Annotated in this window: 16 protein-coding genes; 8 read left to right on the top strand and 8 right to left on the bottom strand. The window is 69.1% G+C overall.

Annotated elements, in window-relative coordinates:
* Nucleotides 1-426 precede the first annotated feature (426 nt).
* Complete coding sequence (locus tag VKQ35_RS18800; protein ID WP_324364254.1) at nucleotides 427-1,611, top strand: N-acetylmuramoyl-L-alanine amidase; 1,185 nt, start codon at nucleotides 427-429, stop codon at nucleotides 1,609-1,611.
* Between the two features lie 95 nt (nucleotides 1,612-1,706).
* Entirely contained in the window at nucleotides 1,707-2,006 is a 300-nt protein-coding gene (locus VKQ35_RS18795; RefSeq protein ID WP_324364253.1) for a hypothetical protein, read from the top strand.
* Here VKQ35_RS18795 and VKQ35_RS18790 read toward each other — a convergent pair whose 3' ends face one another.
* The gene (locus VKQ35_RS18790; protein ID WP_324364252.1) at nucleotides 2,007-2,546 is read right to left on the bottom strand and encodes a DUF1003 domain-containing protein; all 540 of its coding nucleotides are present in this window, start codon (nucleotides 2,544-2,546) and stop codon (nucleotides 2,007-2,009) included.
* A gap of 179 nt (nucleotides 2,547-2,725) precedes the next feature.
* Here VKQ35_RS18790 and VKQ35_RS18785 point away from each other — a divergent pair, with 179 nt between their 5' ends.
* Together VKQ35_RS18785 and prfB are read left to right on the top strand one after the other, a co-directional pair.
* Nucleotides 2,726-5,125 (top strand): penicillin-binding protein 1A, encoded by a 2,400-nt coding sequence (locus VKQ35_RS18785; protein ID WP_324364251.1) that lies wholly within the window; start codon nucleotides 2,726-2,728, stop codon nucleotides 5,123-5,125.
* Between the two features lie 45 nt (nucleotides 5,126-5,170).
* Nucleotides 5,171-6,290, top strand: a protein-coding gene (prfB, locus tag VKQ35_RS18780) for a peptide chain release factor 2 (RefSeq protein WP_324364250.1) whose coding sequence is annotated in 2 segments (ribosomal slippage) — nucleotides 5,171-5,239 and nucleotides 5,241-6,290 — 1,119 coding nt in all. Because the reading frame shifts where the segments join, the coding sequence is not laid out codon by codon here.
* Here the strand turns inward: prfB and VKQ35_RS18775 are convergent.
* The 4 genes from VKQ35_RS18775 to tyrS form a co-directional block, all read right to left on the bottom strand.
* Complete coding sequence (locus VKQ35_RS18775) at nucleotides 6,291-6,665, bottom strand: polymer-forming cytoskeletal protein (RefSeq protein ID WP_324364249.1); 375 nt, start codon at nucleotides 6,663-6,665, stop codon at nucleotides 6,291-6,293.
* Between the two features lie 49 nt (nucleotides 6,666-6,714).
* A complete protein-coding gene (locus VKQ35_RS18770; RefSeq protein ID WP_324364248.1) occupies nucleotides 6,715-7,872 on the bottom strand; it encodes a M23 family metallopeptidase in 1,158 nt (385 codons plus the stop codon).
* Between the two features lie 260 nt (nucleotides 7,873-8,132).
* The gene (locus VKQ35_RS18765) at nucleotides 8,133-8,594 is read right to left on the bottom strand and encodes a peroxiredoxin (protein ID WP_324364247.1); all 462 of its coding nucleotides are present in this window, start codon (nucleotides 8,592-8,594) and stop codon (nucleotides 8,133-8,135) included.
* 133 nt (nucleotides 8,595-8,727) lie between these two features.
* Complete coding sequence (gene tyrS / locus VKQ35_RS18760) at nucleotides 8,728-9,984, bottom strand: tyrosine--tRNA ligase (protein ID WP_324364246.1); 1,257 nt, start codon at nucleotides 9,982-9,984, stop codon at nucleotides 8,728-8,730.
* 269 nt (nucleotides 9,985-10,253) lie between these two features.
* On the opposite strand from tyrS, the gene VKQ35_RS18755 reads away from it, so the two are divergent.
* Nucleotides 10,254-11,372, top strand: a complete 1,119-nt coding sequence (locus VKQ35_RS18755) for an anhydro-N-acetylmuramic acid kinase (RefSeq protein ID WP_324364245.1) — start codon at nucleotides 10,254-10,256, stop codon at nucleotides 11,370-11,372.
* On the opposite strand, the gene panC is transcribed toward VKQ35_RS18755, so the two are convergent.
* The 3 genes from panC to efp form a co-directional block, all read right to left on the bottom strand.
* A complete protein-coding gene (gene panC, locus VKQ35_RS18750) occupies nucleotides 11,369-12,190 on the bottom strand; it encodes a pantoate--beta-alanine ligase (protein WP_324364244.1) in 822 nt (273 codons plus the stop codon). The genes VKQ35_RS18755 and panC overlap by 4 nt on opposite strands.
* Nucleotides 12,191-12,208: 18 nt before the next feature.
* Entirely contained in the window at nucleotides 12,209-13,030 is an 822-nt protein-coding gene (panB, locus tag VKQ35_RS18745) for a 3-methyl-2-oxobutanoate hydroxymethyltransferase (RefSeq protein ID WP_324364243.1), read from the bottom strand.
* A gap of 68 nt (nucleotides 13,031-13,098) precedes the next feature.
* A complete protein-coding gene (gene efp, locus VKQ35_RS18740) occupies nucleotides 13,099-13,665 on the bottom strand; it encodes an elongation factor P (protein ID WP_324364242.1) in 567 nt (188 codons plus the stop codon).
* A 121-nt stretch (nucleotides 13,666-13,786) separates the two neighbouring features.
* On the opposite strand from efp, the gene epmA reads away from it, so the two are divergent.
* Genes epmA through VKQ35_RS18725 form a run of 3 tightly spaced genes read left to right on the top strand, consistent with a single transcriptional unit; the run spans nucleotide 13,787 to nucleotide 16,682 of the window.
* The gene (epmA, locus tag VKQ35_RS18735) at nucleotides 13,787-14,839 is read left to right on the top strand and encodes an EF-P lysine aminoacylase EpmA (RefSeq protein WP_324364241.1); all 1,053 of its coding nucleotides are present in this window, start codon (nucleotides 13,787-13,789) and stop codon (nucleotides 14,837-14,839) included.
* 59 nt (nucleotides 14,840-14,898) lie between these two features.
* Nucleotides 14,899-15,930, top strand: a complete 1,032-nt coding sequence (locus tag VKQ35_RS18730) for a lysine-2,3-aminomutase-like protein (protein ID WP_324364240.1) — start codon at nucleotides 14,899-14,901, stop codon at nucleotides 15,928-15,930.
* Entirely contained in the window at nucleotides 15,930-16,682 is a 753-nt protein-coding gene (locus VKQ35_RS18725) for a pseudouridine synthase (RefSeq protein WP_324364239.1), read from the top strand. The genes VKQ35_RS18730 and VKQ35_RS18725 overlap by 1 nt, the downstream gene beginning before the upstream one ends.
* The last annotated feature ends 3 nt before the right edge of the window (nucleotides 16,683-16,685 follow it).

Below are 16,685 nucleotides of genomic sequence, written 5' to 3'. Positions count from 1 at the left end.
GGGGCAGCCGGCTATTGGTGAGACGGGCGCGCGCGCCGACCCGATGGGCGCTCAGGGCGTCCCCGGGGGCGTAAAGCCGGTATGTGGCGTGAGCAGCGCTGCCCATCGTGTGTGTTCCTAGGCGCGCCGGGTGGCGCGGATCGGATTGGTGCGTCGGTCGCCGAATATCGGTCAGCTGACGCGGGCTTTGGTTCGCGCGACCCTTCGCCTCGCACAACGCGAGAGGCGGTTTGGCGCGCCGCGGGACATTGCAACACCAGCGCGCAAAAGGCAAAGCCGAACCGAAAAGCCGCACCGACAAGACCTCGTTAACCATTTGTCCACGCGGCTCACGCGTATATGGCTCTTAAATCGGCGATTTCTATCGTCGGGGGCTGAGAGCTGATGCGGGTTGGGGTGCAGAGCCTTTTTCGGAACCGGGGGCGCGTGGCGATAGCCGTCACGCTGGCCGCCGCCGTGGGCCTGGCCGGCGCTGTCGCGAGCCACGCCGCCGGTGCGGTCGGCGGCCTCCTGAAGGTGCGCCTGGGCGGCGACGCCCAGCAGACCCGCCTCGTCATGGACCTCGACCAGGCGGCCAGCGCCAAGCTGGTCTCCGACGGCGCCAGCGACGGCCACGCGATCCTGGTCCTTTCCAGCGTTTCGGCGGCCGGGGGCCTGCAGGGCGCGGGGCAGGGCCTGGTGAAGGCCTGGGCGATCGACCAGACCTCGGGCGGCGCGCGCCTGCAGCTCGACCTCGCGCCCGACGCCAGGATCAAGGGCCGCTTCCTGCTGCCGCCGGCCGACGGCATCGACCATTACCGCTATGTGGTGGACGTGATCTCGGCGCCCGGGCAGGTGCGGCTGACCAGCGCCAAGGCGCCGGCGGCGACGCCGGTGGCGCTCAAGCTTCGCCCGCAGATCGTTCCGACGGCGACCCACGCCATACCGGTCTCCCTGACCAAGGTGATCGTCATCGACCCTGGCCATGGCGGCCACGACCCCGGCGCGCTCGGCGCGCAGGGCTTCGAAAAGGATGTCAACCTGGCCGCGGCGCTGGCGCTCAAGGAGCGGCTGGAACGCTCGCCCCGCTATCGCGTGGTGCTGACCCGCGAGGACGACACCTACGTGCCGCTGGAAGACCGCGTGCGGATCGCACAGCGGGCCGGCGCCGACCTGTTCATCTCGCTGCACTCCGACTCCGGCGGCGACGCCACGGTGCGCGGCGCATCGGTCTATACGCTCTCCGACAAGGCCTCGAACCGCGCCACCCGCTTCGTCAAGCGCGACGACTGGTTCATGAAGGCCAGCCTGACCGGCGACCGGGGCGTCAGCGACATCCTGTTCGACCTGACGCAACGGGCCACCAAGAACCGCTCGGCGGCCTTCGCCAACACGCTGGTCAGCCACATCGACGGCAAGGCGCCGCTGCTGCGCCGCAGCCAACGCGACGCCGGCTTCATGGTGCTGCTCGCGCCCGACGTGCCGGCCGTGCTGCTGGAGATGGGCTTCGTCACCAACGCCGAGGACGAGCAGTTCCTGCGCGACGCCGGCCAGCGCAAGCGGCTGATGAACGCCGTCGGCGACTCCATCGACGACTATTTCGCCGAGGCCACCCGCCTCGCCGCGCGCTGATCCCGAAGCGGGCTCGGATCCGGCTTGGCGCTGTCGACGACCGGGCGGCGGCGCGCTAGATTTCGCGCGCCGTGGCGAGTGAGGAGCCGAGGGGCGTGTTCGAACCTGGCGATATGGTGGAGTGCGTCAAGGCCGGGCCGATCCAAGCGCCCGGGCCGTTCAAGGGGCAGCCGTCCGGCCTGACCCAGGGCGCGATCTACACGGTCAAGGAATTCCATCCGGTCGGGACGATTCCGGGCCTCACCGTCGATGGGCTGGAGGTGCGTGAGGCGGCGCATCCCGATCCGCGCATGGTCTTCCCCGCCTACCGCTTCCGGCTGCTGAAGAGTCGCGACCCGGAGTTCATGGCCGAGTTGCTCCGCGCGCCGGCGCCCAAAGAGACCGTCGGCGACTGATCAGTCGGTGATCGGCCTGTCGGCGTTCCTTGAGCGCTCCGCCTGCAGAAGTTCGGTCAGGTCGGCGATCGCCTCGGTGAGCGCCAGCACCTCCTTTTCGCGCAGGGCGTCGATCTTCTGGTGCAGGAGCTCGATCTCCAGCTCGGCCTTCAGATTGACCCGGTGATCCTCCTCCGCCTCCTTGCGGTCGATGTCCTGCTGGCGGTTCTGGCTCATCATGATGAAGGGCGCCGCGTAGGCCGCCTGGAACGACAGGGCCAGGTTCAGCAGGATGAACGGGTAGGGATCCCACTTCTGCACATAGGCCGTGACGTTCAGCACGATCCAGACGAACAGGATCGTGGTCTGGATGATGATGAACTTCCAGGAGCCCATGGTGCCGGCGACCCAGTCGGCGACCTTCTGGCCGAGCGTCAGCTGGTCGGCGGGCTTGGCGCCGGCCGTCTGGGCGCGAAGTTGCCGGCGCATCAGCCGCAGCTGGACGAGCAACTGCCGCTCGGCGTCTTTCAGATCGTGCTTGATATCCTCGACCACCGACATGGCGCGCGTTCTCCAGCCTCAAAAAGAGCATGACGGATTCTCGCCGAAGATGCGTGCCAAAGCGCCAGGGCCGGGCGCGAGCGGCATAGCGCCTGCGACCCAGCGCCCGTTGGCGCCGCATCCGAAGCCGGCTAGACCGACGCTCAAGGGGCGGGGCGCCTCTGGAGGCCGTTAGTCCGTTGGATCTTCCCCGCGAGAGATGGGTCGCGATCGCCGGCGTCGCGGTGCTGAGCCTGATCGCCGTGGCGGGATTCGCGGTCGCGATCTGGGCGGCCTGGCTGTTCCACGACATGCCCGACGCCGGCGACCTGGCCGACTATCACCCGCCGACGGCGACCCGCGCCTACGCCTGGGACGGCACCCTGATCGGCGAATTCTCCCGCGAGCGGCGGATCTTCGTGCCCTACGATTCGATCCCGCCGCAGCTCGCCCAGGCCTTCCTGGCGGCGGAGGACCGCAACTTCTTCCGCCACTCCGGCCTCGACTACACCGGCATCGTCCGCGCCAGCGCCAAGGACATCATCAACATCGCCCAGGGCCGGCGGCTGGAGAGCGGCTCGACCATCACCCAGCAGGTGGCCAAGAACATCCTGCTCACCAACGACGCCACCATCGGCCGCAAGCTGAAGGAGGCGATGATCGCGCAGCAGTTGGAGGGCACGCTCTCCAAGGAGCGCATCCTCGAGCTCTATCTGAACGAGATCTGGCTGGGCTACCGCTCCTATGGCGTGGGGGCCGCGGCCTACAACTACTTCGGCAAGTCGATCACCGATCTGGACCTGGCCGAGTGCGCCTATCTCGCCTCGCTGCCCAAGGGGCCGGACAACTACCACCCGATCCGCCGCAAGGCCGCCGCCATGCAGCGCCGCAACTGGGTGCTGGGCCAGATGGCCGACGCCGGCTGGGTGACCCGCGCCCAGGCCGAGGCGGCCATGAAGGAGGACCTGAAGGTCCAGCCGGAGCCGACGCGCGCCAAGTACCGCGACGCCGACTACTTCGTCGAAGAGGTCCGCCGCCGCGGCCTGGCGACCCTTGGGCCCAAGCTGACCGAGGGCGGCTACTACATGCGCACGACGCTCGATCCGCGCCTGCAGAGCATCGCGCGCACCGCGCTGATGGACGGCCTGGAACGCTACGACCGCCGGCACGGCTGGCGCGGCGCCTTCGGTCACGTGACCACGCTCACCGGATGGGAAGACGTAGCCAAGAAGTCGGTGAAGCCGGCCGAGCGGCGCACCTGGCTGCAGGCCGTGGTCACCGACGTGGCCGGCGGCGGCGTTCGGGTGAAGACCGTGGACGGCCAGACCGGCGCCCTCGCGCCCGCCGACGTCGCCTGGGCCCGGGCCGGCAAGGGTATCGGTTCCGGCGACCTGGTCTTCGTCGCGCCCAACGACAAGGGTCCCGGATTCCTGCTGAAGCAGGTGCCGGAAGTGAACGGCGCCCTGGTCGCCATGGACCCCGACTCCGGCCGGGTGCTGGCCATGGTCGGCGGCTACTCCTTCTCGCTCTCCAGCTTCAACCGCGCGACCCAGGCGATGCGCCAGCCGGGCTCCGCCTTCAAGCCGATCGTCTACGCCACCGCGCTTGAGAATGGCTACACCCCGGCCAGCATCGTCGTGGACGGGCCGATTTCGCTGCCGGGCGCCAACGGCAAGCTCTGGCAGCCGGAAAACTACGAGCACGAATACCTGGGCCCCTTGCCGCTGCGCAAAGGCCTGGAGCTGTCGCTGAACACCATGACCGTGCGCCTGGCGCAGGGCGTCGGCATGCCGAAGATCAGCGCGTCCGCGATCCGGCTGGGCGTCGTCACCAAGATGGAGAACGTGCTGGCCATGGCGCTGGGCGCCGGCGAGACCACGGTCTTCCGCCTGACCGCCGCCTACGCCGCCTTCGAAAACGGCGGCCACAAGGTCGAACCGCATCTGATCGAGCTGGTGCAGGACCGCGAGGGCAAGACCATCTTCCGGGCCGACGCGCGGGAGTGCGACCGCTGCGACGCCGGCTTCAACGGCGACGAGAGCCCGCGCATCCCGCTGGCCGGCGCCCAGGCCTGGGACCCGATCACCGCCTACCAGATCACCTCGATGCTGCAGGGCGTGGTGCAGCGGGGCACCGGGGCTGCGGCCAGCGTGCTGGGCCGCCCCACCGCCGGCAAGACCGGCACCACCAGCGAGTTCCGCTCGGCCTGGTTCGTGGGCTTCACGCCGCACATCGTGGTCGGCACCTACATCGGCTTCGACGACAACCGCAGCCTGGGCGAAGGCGAGCAGGGCGCCCGCGCGGCGCTGCCGACCTTCATCGACTTCATGCAGCAGGCGAACAAGTACTTCCCGCCCGACGACTTCAAGCGGCCCCCGAATGCGCGCTACGCCGTCGTCCACGGCATCACTGAGGCCTTCAAGCCGGGCACCGAGCCGAAGGTCGCCGACGAGGCCGACGCGGTGGGCCCGCAGCCCTACGACAATGTCTTCAAGAACGGCCTCACCGGGGCGCCCAACGCCGCCGCCGCGGTCAATCCGCCACCACCTCCGCCCAAGCCGCCGGCGAAGAAGGACGAGGTCAACGGCTTGTATGACTAGCCGCGTCAGACTATTTGGCGCGCCCACCCTGTTAGGAATTGTCCCATGAGATTGGATGTCGAGGCCGCCAAGGCCGACATCGAGCAGTCGGTCGAACTGCTCAGGAGGCGTCTTTGACTGGGAGCCTGCGCTCCGTAAGCTCGACGAGCTGAACGCCCGGGTCGAGGACCCGACCCTTTGGGACAATGCCGAGGCCGCCCAGGCCCTGATGCGCGACCGGACTCGCTTGGCAAGCTCCATCGAGGCGGTGAAGTCGCTGGAACGCGACCTGGCCGACGCGCTGGGCTATGCCGAAATGGCCGACGAGGAGGGCGACGAAGCTTCCCTCGAAGAGGCGCGCCAGCAGCTTAAAAGCATCAAGGAACGCGCCGGCCGCGCCGAGCTGGAGGCCCTGCTTTCGGGTGAGGCCGACGGCAACGACGCCTTCGTGGAAATCAATTCCGGGGCCGGCGGCACCGAGTCCTGCGACTGGGCCGGCATGCTGCTGCGGATGTACACCCGCTGGGCCAACGCGCATGGCATGGAGGTCGACTTCCTGGAAGAGACTTCCGGCGACCAGGCCGGGATCAAGTCGGCCACTTTGCAAATCAAAGGGACCAACGCCTACGGCTGGCTGAAGACCGAGGCCGGCGTGCACCGGCTGGTGCGCATCTCGCCCTTCGACGCCGCCGCCAAGCGCCACACCAGCTTCGCGTCCGTCTGGGTCTATCCGGTGGTGGACGACAACATCGTCATCGACATCAACCCGGCCGACGTCCGCACCGACACCTACCGGGCCAGCGGCGCCGGCGGCCAGCACATCAACAAGACCGACAGCGCCGTGCGCCTGACCCACATCCCGACCGGGATCGCGGTCGCCTGCCAGGCCGGCCGCTCGCAGCACCAGAACCGGGAAGAAGCCTGGAAGATGCTGCGCGCCCGGCTCTACGAGGCCGAGCTGCAGAAGCGCGAATCCGAGAAGCAGGCGATGGAAGACCAGAAGACCGACATCGGCTGGGGCCACCAGATCCGCAGTTACGTCCTGCAGCCCTATCAGATGGTCAAGGATCTGCGGACCGAGGTGGAAACCTCAGACAGCCAGGGCGTGTTGGACGGCGATCTGGATCAGTTCATGGGCGCCGCGCTCGCCCAGCGGGTCGGGGTGACCCGGGAAAGGGCCGAGTAGCTACTCCGCCGCCACGTCCACCAGGCTCAGCTGCTCCGGGACCGCCTGAACCAGCTTGATGCTCCGTCCGGCGAAGTGCGCGCCGGCGTCGATGGCGATCTGCAGGTGGGTGATGTCGCCGTCCACCCGGGCGGTGGCGTAGAGCCGCACGGTCTTGGCGGTGATCGCGCCGGTCACCCGGCCGCGGACTTCGACGGTCTCGGCGGTGATCAGGCCGTCGACCTGGCCGGTTTCGCCGATCGTCAGGTGGTTGAGCTTCAGGTCGCCGCGCACCGCGCCGTCGAGCTGCACGTCGCCGTCGCTGACCAAGTCCCCTTCCAGGCTGACGTTCTCGGCGATCAGCGAGCAGGCGATGGCCTTGCGCGGAGCGTCCATGGCCTCGGCGCGTCCGGAAGACGAGGCGGAAGACGCGGTGGTCGCGGGCTTACTCGGCTTGCTGAACATAGTCGCCTGCCTTCAGGAAACGGTCCGGATTCATGGCGCGGCCGTTCAGCCACACCTCGTAGTGCAGATGTGTGCCGGTCGAGCGGCCCGTCGAGCCCATGCCGCCCAGGCGCTGGCCGACGGCGACCTGCTGGCCAACGGTGACCGAGATCGCCGCCAGGTGGGCGTAGCGGGTCTTCAGGCCGCGGCCGTGGTCGACCTCGACGGTGTTGCCGTAGCCGTTTCGCGCACCCGTGAACGACACCACGCCCGGCGCCGTCGCATGGATCGCCTCCATCCGCGAGCCCGAGAAGTCCTCGCCGGAATGGAAGGCCGGGCGCCCGGTGAAGGGGTCGACGCGGACCCCGAAGTTGGAGGAGCGGTCGGACGCCTCCGGCGTCGGCTTGGCGAAGGGCAGGGTGTGCGCCGCCTGCTCCAGGGCGTGCGCCTCGTTCATGTCGCTGGCGGCGTGCTGGATGCGGTCGGCGAAGCCCTCGTCCACGTCGAGCACGGCGGCCAGCGCCCGGGGGTCCTTGGACTCGATCAGCGGGCCGCCGAGCGCGCCGCCCTTGGGCATGTATTCGCCGGGCGTCAGGCCGGCCAGGCGGAAGGCCAGGCGCAGCCGGTCGGCGCGGCTCTTGGCGAAGGTGTCGGCGGCGTCGAGCAGCTGCTCCTGGCTGGCCCCGACGGCGGCCACGATGTGGGCCGGATTGCTGTCGTTGGAACTGATCGCCCGGTTGATCACCGGCGTCAGCGCCGCCGCCGCGCCGGGCGTGGTCTTCATGTCGGTGAGCAGCATGGCCAGCGCCGCGTGGCGCTTTTCGATATTGGCCGCGAGCGCGGTGTTCGATCCGCCGCCGGCGTTCAACTCGGCCACCGCCGAATTCAGCCGCGCCTGACGGTCGGCGATCCAGCGCTCGTACTTGGCCTGGGTGCGCGCGATCTCCCGGTCGCCGGAGCCGGCGGACAGCACATTGACCAGCATGGCCGCGCTGCAGACGCCCATCCAGAGCGCGGCGGCCGAGACGCCGGCGGCGGCGATCATCTGGGTTTTCGAGGTGAGGACGTAGCCCTTCATCTGGCCGCCCGACCGGACGTAGAGATGCCGTTCCGGGAACAGCTCCAGGAACGAGCGGCGAAGGCGCGCCAGGCGTGTCATCGAATGCTGAAGTCCCGAACCCCGAGGAACTCCGGCGATATGCGACGAGAATTTCCGGGCGCGCAAGACGGTTTGAGGCCGGTTTGACTACAAGCTTAACAGAACGGCGAATCAGGGCGTTCGTTCAGCGAACATGGTCGCTGAGCGTGGCTCTTCGGCGGCCCTCGCAATCGCCTGTCAGAACGCGAAAAAACCGCGCGGCTCGGCCGGCGGCCACGCCGCGGCGGCGCGCCGCGTCGTGCGACGCCAGGTCGCGCCGGCTAGAGCGCCTTGGCCGCGTCCAGCACCGCCTGCGCGTGTCCGGCGACCTTCACCTTGCGCCAGATGCGCCGGATGACGCCGTCCTTCACCAGGAACGTCGAACGGTCGATGCCCATATATTCGCGGCCATACAGCGACTTCTGCACCCAGCTCTCGAAGGCCTCGATGGTCTTGGCCTCAGGGTCGGAGCCCAGCGGCACGGCCAGGCCGTACTTGCCGCTGAACTTGGCGTGGGCCTTCAGGCTGTCCTTCGAGGCGCCGATCAGGGCCACGCCGGCCTTGGCGAAGTCGCCCGCGAGCGCGGTGAAGTCCTTGTTCTCGTTGGTGCAGCCCGGCGTGTCGTCCTTCGGATAGAAGTAGAGCACATAGGTCTTGCCCGCGTAGTCCGCCGACCGGATCGGCCCGCCCGCGCTCTCCATCTCCCAGGCCGGCGCTGCAGCCCCTTCAGTGATCTTCGACATAACCATCTCCCTATTCCCGTCATCCCGGCCGCAGCGAAGCGGAGAGCCGGGACCCAGGGGGTTTAAGCAGTGCGGTCGCTCCTGGGTCCCGGCTCGGCCTGACGGCCGTCCGGGATGACAGGATTGAATCGGCTCAGACGGGCTTCACCAGGACGATCTTCTTCTTGCCGGCGGCGAGTTTGATGGCTCCGTCCACCAGGTCGGCGTCGCTCACCGTGCGGTTGGCGTCCGGCTCGGCCTTGTCATTGACCCGCAGGCCGCCGCCTTGCGCCAGCCGCCGGGCCTCGCCCCGCGACCCGGCCAGGCCAGCGGCTTCGAACAGCGCCGCCAGCACGATGCCGGCGGAGAGCTCCGCGGCCGGCACCTCGTGGGTCGGCAGGTCATCGGAGAGCTTGCCCTGCACGAAGGCCGCCTCGGCCGCGCCCGCCGCCTTGGCGGCTTCGTCTGCCCCGTGCAACAGCGTCGTGGCTTCGTTGGCCAGCACCTTCTTGGCCTCGTTGATTTCAGCGCCGGGCAAGGCCTCCAGCCGGGCGATCTCGTCCAGCGGCAGGTCGGTGTAGAGGCGCAGGAACCGGCCCACGTCGCCGTCCTCGGTGTTCCGCCAGAACTGCCAGTAGTCGTAGGGGCTGAGCAGGTCGGCGTTCAGCCACACCGCGCCCTGGGCGGTCTTGCCCATCTTGGCGCCCGACGAGGTCGCCAGCAGCGGGGTGGTCAGCGCGAACGCCGGCTTCTGGTCGACGCGGCGGATCAGCTCCACCCCGTTCAGGATGTTCCCCCATTGATCGGAGCCACCCATCTGCAGCACGCAGCCGTAGCGCCGGCTGAGTTCGAGGAAGTCGGTGGCCTGCATCAGCATGTAGTTGAATTCGATGAAGGTCAGCGGCTGCTCGCGGTCGAGCCGCAGCTTCACCGAGTCGAACGCCAGCATGCGGTTGATCGTGAAATGCACGCCGTAGTCCCGCAGGAAGTCGATATAGCCCAGCTTCGACAGCCACTCGTCGTTGTCGACCATGATCGCGTCGGTCGGCCCGTCGCCGAAGGTCAGGAACCGGGCGAACGAGTGCTTCTGGCTGGCGATATTGGCCTGAATCTCGTCGTGCGTGCGCAGCTGCCGCGTCTCGTCCTTGCCCGACGGGTCGCCGACCTTGGTGGTGCCGCCGCCGACGATGACGATCGGCTTGTGGCCGGTCTGCTGCAGACGGCGCAGCATCATGATGGTGATCAGGTTGCCCACGTGCAGCGACGGCGCGGTCGCGTCATAGCCGATGTAGCCGGTGACCACGCCCTTCGAGGCCGCCTCGTCCAGCTCCTCCGGATGGGAGATTTGGTGGATGTAGCCGCGATCCTGCATCACCCGCAGGAACTCGGACTTGAACGGCTGGTCGGGCATTCGCGGATTCTCAAGCGGTCGGTGGCCGGGCTCTAGCACGGCGCCGGCGGAAAGTTCGAGGGACATAGGTGCAAGAGGCATGGGGCAGGCTCCTTGTGAGTGAGGAGGCCGGCGCGGGAGGGGTTCTGTTCGGACGATGCGCCGGCCGGGTGGGCAGGCGCGTGGGATCGGCGGCCTGCGGCTAGGGCAGGCGGTAATAGCGACCGGTGAGGGCGGCGGGGCCGAACATGGCGGCTGACTAGGGGCGCGGAGCATGGCAGTCAAGCGTCATGCGCGTGCTCGGCTTCATGACCGGAACCTCCCTCGACGCCGTCGACATGGCCGTGCTGGAGACCGATGGCGAGGCGATCACAGCCTTCGGGCCGGCCGGCGAGCGCAAGCTCACCGAGGCTGCGCGCGACATCATGCTGGAGGCGACGAAACAGGCGCTGGCCTGGCCGCGGGGCGCGCCGCCGCCGGCGATCTTCGCTGAGGCCGCGACGGCGGGCGCGGAGGAACACTTCGCCGCCGCCGAGGAATTCCTGGCGGCGAACGACCTCAAGTGGTCCGACATCGACCTGATCGGCATGCACGGCCAGACCGTGCTGCACGAGCGCCCGCAGGAGGGCCGCGTGGGCCGCACCGTGCAACTGGGTGACGCCGGTCTGCTGGCGCGCAAGTCCGGCGTGCCGGTGGCCCACGACTTCCGCACCGCCGACGTGGCCGCGGGCGGCGAGGGCGCGCCGCTCGCGCCGATCTACCACCTGGCCCGCGCCAAGGCGTCGGGTCTCAAGGCCCCGCTGGCGGTGCTGAACATCGGCGGCGTCGCCAATGTCACCTTCTGGTCGGCCAATGACTCTGGGCGCGACGAGATCGCCGCCTTCGACACCGGGCCCGGCAACGGCATGATCGACCTGATGGTGCAGGCGAGGGGCGCCGGCCGCTTCGACGACAAGGGCAGGTACGCCAGCGTCGGCCGCGTGAACGAGGGCGTGCTGGCCGGCCTGCTGGGTCACCCCTATTTCAAGGCGCCGCCGCCCAAGTCGCTGGACCGCTTCGACTTCTCCCTGGAGCCGCTTGAGCCTCTCGAACTTGAGGACGCCGCCGCCACCCTGGTGGCCTTCATGGCCGAGGGCGTGCGGCTGGGCTTTGAGATGATGGGCGAGAGCCCCACCGAGGTGATCGTCACCGGCGGCGGCCGCCACAACCCGGAGATCATGAAGGCGCTGGCCGCGCGCCTCCCCATGCCGGTGAAGACCGCCGAGGACCACGGCTGGCGCGGCGACTCCATCGAGGCTGAGGCCTTCGCCTACCTGGCTGCGCGGACAGCGCGGGGCCTGCCGATCAGCTTCCCGAAGACGACGGGCGTTCCCAAGCCGATGACCGGCGGGCGGATCGTGAAGCCCTAGTTCAGCGGCAGGTTGTCGATCAGCCGGGTGGTCCCGAGGCAGGCTGCGAGGGAGGCCAGCGCCGGGCCGTCGATGCGGTCGAGTTCGCGCAGGGTCTCGGCGTCGGCGATGCTGACGTAGTCGATCGTGAAGCCCGCCAGTTCACGGCCCATGGCCGCGCGCAGGGCCTCGGCATCGCGTTCGCCGGCGTCGAAGGCGGTCTTGGCGGCGGAAAGCGCGCGGAAGAGGGCCGGGGCCCGGGCGCGCTGGTCCGGTGTCAGGTAGCTGTTGCGGCTGGAGAGCGCCAAGCCGTCCGGCTCGCGGACGGTGGGGGCGATCACCACCTCCACCGGCATGTTGAGGTCGCGGACCATCTTCCTGATCACCACGCTCTGCTGGGCGTCCTTCTGGCCGAAGTAGGCGCGGGTGGGCTGGATGATGTTGAACAGCTTGGCGACCACCGTGGCGACGCCGGCGAAGTGGCCGGGGCGGACCGCGCCTTCCAGACCCTCGGTGACGCCGCCGACCGAGACGGTGGTGTCGAAGCCGGACGGATAAATCTCGGCGGGCTCAGGCGTGAAGACCAGATCGCAGCCGGCGGCCTCCAGCAGGGCCAGGTCGCGCGGCAGGTTGCGGGGATAGCGGGCAAGGTCCTCGTTCGGCCCGAACTGGGTCGGGTTGACGAAGATGGTGGCGGCCACGGTCGGGTTCTCGGCCCGGGCGCGCTCCACCAGGCTGAGGTGGCCGGCGTGCAGGAAGCCCATGGTGGGCGCCAGGCCGAGCTCGCCGACGGCAGCGCGGGCGGCGCGGACCTCGGCCACGGTCTTGAAGACTTTCATGTTCTTACCGTCGAAAGCTCAGGTCAGAGCCTTGGCCAACTCGTCAGCATCCATCCGGGCGCTTTGGGCCTCGGTGGGGAACAGGCCGTCGCCCACGTCCTCGGCATAGGCGCGGATCGCGGCCTCCATGGCCGCACCGATCTCGGCATAGCGCTTGGCGTGGCGCGGTGAGGTCTCGAACAGGCCGAGGATGTCGTGCCAGACCTGCACCTGGCCGTCGCAGCCGGCGCCGGCGCCGATGCCGATGGTGGGGATGCGCAGGCGGCGCGTGACCTCGGCGGCGAGTTCGGCGGGCACAAGTTCTAGCACCACGGCGAAGGCGCCGGCGGCTTCCAGGGCCAAGGCGTCGGCAATCAAGCGCTTGGCGCACTCGGCCTGCTTGGCCTGCACGCGGACGCCGATGGTGTGCTGCGACTGCGGTGTGAAGCCCAGGTGGCCCATCACCGGCACGCCGTGCTGGACGAGGCGCTCGACGATCGGCGCCACGTGGCGGCCGCCCTCAAGCTTCACCGCGTGGACCTGGGCCTCCTGCATCAGCCGGCGCACCGCGGCGACCGCCGAGGCTTCATCGGCGTAGGTCAGGAACGGGAGGTCGGCGATGATCAGGGCGTTCTCGCTGCCGCGCACCACGGCGGCGGCATGGCGCACCATGTCGTCCAGGCTGACGGGAAGCGTCGTCTCGTGGCCGTGGACCACCATGCCCAGGCTGTCGCCCACCAAGAGCAGCGGCACGCCCGCCCGGTCAGCGATCCTCGCCGAGGGATAGTCGTAGGCCGTCAGCATCGGGACGCGACGGCCGGCCGCCTTCATCTTGCGAAGGTCGAGGAGGGTGGTCCGCATGGTCTACTCCAACCGGCGTTGGTCTTCTCGGCTCGCCCCCCGGCGCTCGCCCTATATAGGCGTTAGGATCAGTCCTTGGCGCGCTCGTGATAGGAAAAATCCTCGGTGAGGACTACCACGCGGGTGCCGGCGGCGATGTAGGGCGGCACCATGATGCGGGCGCCGTTGGACAGGGTCGCGGGCTTGTAGGACGAGGACGCGGTCTGGTTCTTCACCGCCGGCTCGGTGTCGGTGATCTCGAGCGTCAGCAGACGCGGCAGTTCGAGCGCGATCGGCACGCCGTCATGGGTCGAAAGCATCACCTGCATGCCATCCTGCAGCCAGGGCTCGGCGTCGCCGACCACTTCCTTGGAGCAGACCACCTGGTCGTAGTTCTCCGGGTTCATGAAGTGGAACCCTTCGCCGTCCGCGTAGAGGAAGGTGAAGTTGCGGTCGTCGACGAACGCGCGCTCCACCTGCTCGGTCGTCCGCCAGCGTTCCGACACCTTCACCCCGTCGGAGATGCGGCGCATGTTGAGCTGGGTCACCGGCGTGCCCTTGCCGGGGTGGATGTTCTCGGCGGTGAGCACGACGTAGAGCTTGCCCTCCATGTCGACGACGGCGCCCTTGCGGAGCGAGCTGGCGGCTACTTTCAAACGGATATTCCTCGATGGCGACGGTCGCGCTCGAAGCTGGCGCGATTCCGCTGATGAATTTCTTGTCGCGCCCCTATAGCGATTGGCGCTGATTTCGCCACCCCCAAGCCGGTCGCGCCTTTTGTCCCAGCAAATCCCTTCGCCGTGGTGGACGCCGCAGCAGCACGCTGACCGCCGCCCGTTCCTGTTGGCGCGCAACCGGATCACCGCCGCCATCCGCGCCTGGTTCGCTGAGCGCGACTTCGTGGAGGTGGAGACGCCGGCCCTGCAGGTCTCGCCCGGCAACGAGGCGCACCTGCACGCCTTCGCCACGCAAGCCATCGACCTCAGCGGCGCGCGCGCCCCGCTCTATCTGCGCACCTCCCCGGAATTCGCCGCCAAGAAGCTTTTGGCGGCCGGCGAGGGCCGGACCTTCGAACTGGCCCGCGTCTGGCGCAACCGCGAGCGAGGGCCGCTGCACCATCCGGAGTTCACCCTGCTGGAATGGTACCGCGCCGGCGAGGCCTACGAGACCCTGATGGCCGACTGCGCGTCTCTACTGACGCTCGCCGTCGAAGCCGCCGGATCGAAGACCCTGAGCTTTCGCGGACAAAACATTGATCCTACAAAAAAACCCGAGCGCCTGACCCTGGCCGAAGCCTTCCACCGTTTCGCCGCCATCGACCTCCTCTCCATGGTCGAACCGGACGGCGCCACCGACCGCGACGCCCTGGCCGCCGCCGCCCAGGCGCAGGGCGTCCGCGTCGCCGCCGACGACACCTGGGCCGACGTCTTCAGTCGCGTGCTGGTCGAGAAGATCGAGCCGAACCTCGGCCGCGAGCGCGCGACCATCCTCTGCGAATATCCGGTCAGCGAGGCCGCCCTGGCCCGGCCCAAGGCGTCGGATCCCCGCGTGGCCGAACGCTTCGAGCTCTATGCCTGCGGCGTCGAGCTCGCCAACTGCTTCGGCGAACTCACCGATCCGGCCGAACAGCGCCGCCGGTTCGAGGCCGAGATGGCCGAGAAGAACCGCGTCTACGGCGAGCGGTATCCCGTCGACGAGGACTTCCTCAGCGCGCTCGGCCAGATGCCACAGGCGTCCGGCGGCGCGCTCGGCCTCGACCGCCTGGTGATGCTGGCGACCGGCGCCAACCGTATCGAGCAGGTGCTCTGGGCGCCGGTGGCGGAAGTTTAGGCGGCCGCGGGCGCCGTGCATTTTGACCTCGCGGCCCACGCGGCCCATAAGCCCGCGGAATGACCAGCAAGACCCTGAAAAGCGCGCAGGCGCTGGCCGGCGCGGGCCTGATCGCCGCGGATCGGCTGCCGGTCCTGGAGCGGGTGGCGGCGCAGTATGCCGTGGCGATCACGCCCGCCATGGCGGAGCTGATCGGCGCCGAGCACGATCCCATCGCCCGCCAGTTCGTCCCCGACGCGGCCGAGCTCGATCTGAAACCTGGCGAGTCGGGCGATCCTATCGGCGACTTCGCCCATTCGCCGGTGGAGGGCGTGGTTCACCGCTATCCCGACCGGGTGCTGCTGAAGCTCAACCACGCCTGCGCCGTCTACTGCCGCTTCTGCTTTCGCCGCGCGATGGTAGGGCCGGACGGCTTGCGCCCGCTGTCGGAGGCGGCGCTCGACGCGGCCATGGCCTACATCGCGCAGCGTCCCGACATCTGGGAGGTGATCGTCACCGTCGGCGATCCCTTCATCCTGTCGCCGCGCCGGCTGCGGGAGGCGATGGCGCGCCTGGCGCAGATCGATCACGTGAAGATCGTCCGCTTCCACACCCGCGTGCCCGCCGTGGCCCCGGAGACGGTGACCGACGAGCTGGTCGCCGCCCTGAAGCCGCCCGGCAAGACGGTCTATGTCGCGCTGCACGCCAACCACGCCCGCGAGCTGACGCCCGCCGCCCGCGCCGCCTGCGCCAGGATCGTCGATGCGGGCATCCCAATGCTGGGCCAGACGGTGCTGCTGGCCGGGGTCAACGACGACCCGGAGACCCTGACCGCCCTGATGCGGGCGCTCGTGGAGACGCGGATCAAACCCTACTACCTGCACCACATGGACCTGGCGCCGGGGACCTCGCACCTGCGGACCTCCATCGAGCAGGGCCAGATCCTGATGCGGGCGATGCGCGGCGCGGTCTCCGGCCTCTGCCAGCCGACCTACATCCTCGACATCCCCGGCGGCCATGGGAAGGTCCCGGTGGGGCCGGACTATCTCAGCGACGGGGCCGTCGAGGACCCGGCGGGCCGACTCCACGCCTATCCTCCGAAAGCTTCTTGATGGCCTGGACCGGGCGCTACGAGGAGGCCGAGCCGCAGCGGGTGAACAAGTGGCTGGGGCAGAGCGGCGTCTGCTCGCGCCGCGAGGCTGAGGCGCTGATCGAAAAGGGCCTGATCTCCATCGACGGCGAGACGGTCACCGACACCGGCCGCAAGATCCTGCCAGGCCAGACCCTGACGCTCTCGGACGGTGGCGGGCCGGCGGCGTTGAGCGTGGTGCTGCACAAGCCCATGGGCATCGTCTCCGCCCAGCCCGAGCAGGGCCAGACGCCGGCCGTTCGCCTACTCACACGCGCCGCCCTGGTCGGCGAGAGCCCCTCGATCCCCGACCGCGATACGCGGCTGGCGCCACTCGGCCGCCTGGACATGGATAGCCGTGGTCTCCTGCTGCTCTCCGACGACGGGGTGCTGGCCAAGGCGATCATCGGGCCGGAATCGGACCTGGAGAAGGAGTATCTGGTCCGCGTCACCGGCAAGATCACGCCGGAAAAGATAACGCGGCTGTGTCACGGCTTGAGCATGGACGGGCGTCAGCTGAAGCCCGCCAAGGTCAGTGTGGTCGAGGGCCAGCAGCTGCGCTTCATCCTCAAGGAAGGCCGCAACCGCCAGATCCGGCGGATGTGCGAGCTGGTCGGCATGCACGTCATGGACCTTGTCCGCATCCGCATCGGCTCGCTGCGGCTCGGCGACCTGCCGGAGGGCAAGTGGCGGGTGCTGACCGACGCCGAGCGGGCCGCGCTGATCGCCGGCTAGCCG

The sequence above is a fragment of the Phenylobacterium sp. genome (genome assembly GCF_035309685.1).
Classification (GTDB): domain Bacteria; phylum Pseudomonadota; class Alphaproteobacteria; order Caulobacterales; family Caulobacteraceae; genus Phenylobacterium.
The sequence above is the reverse complement of the archived record's forward strand: the minus strand, read 5'-3'. Positions and strand labels throughout refer to the sequence as shown.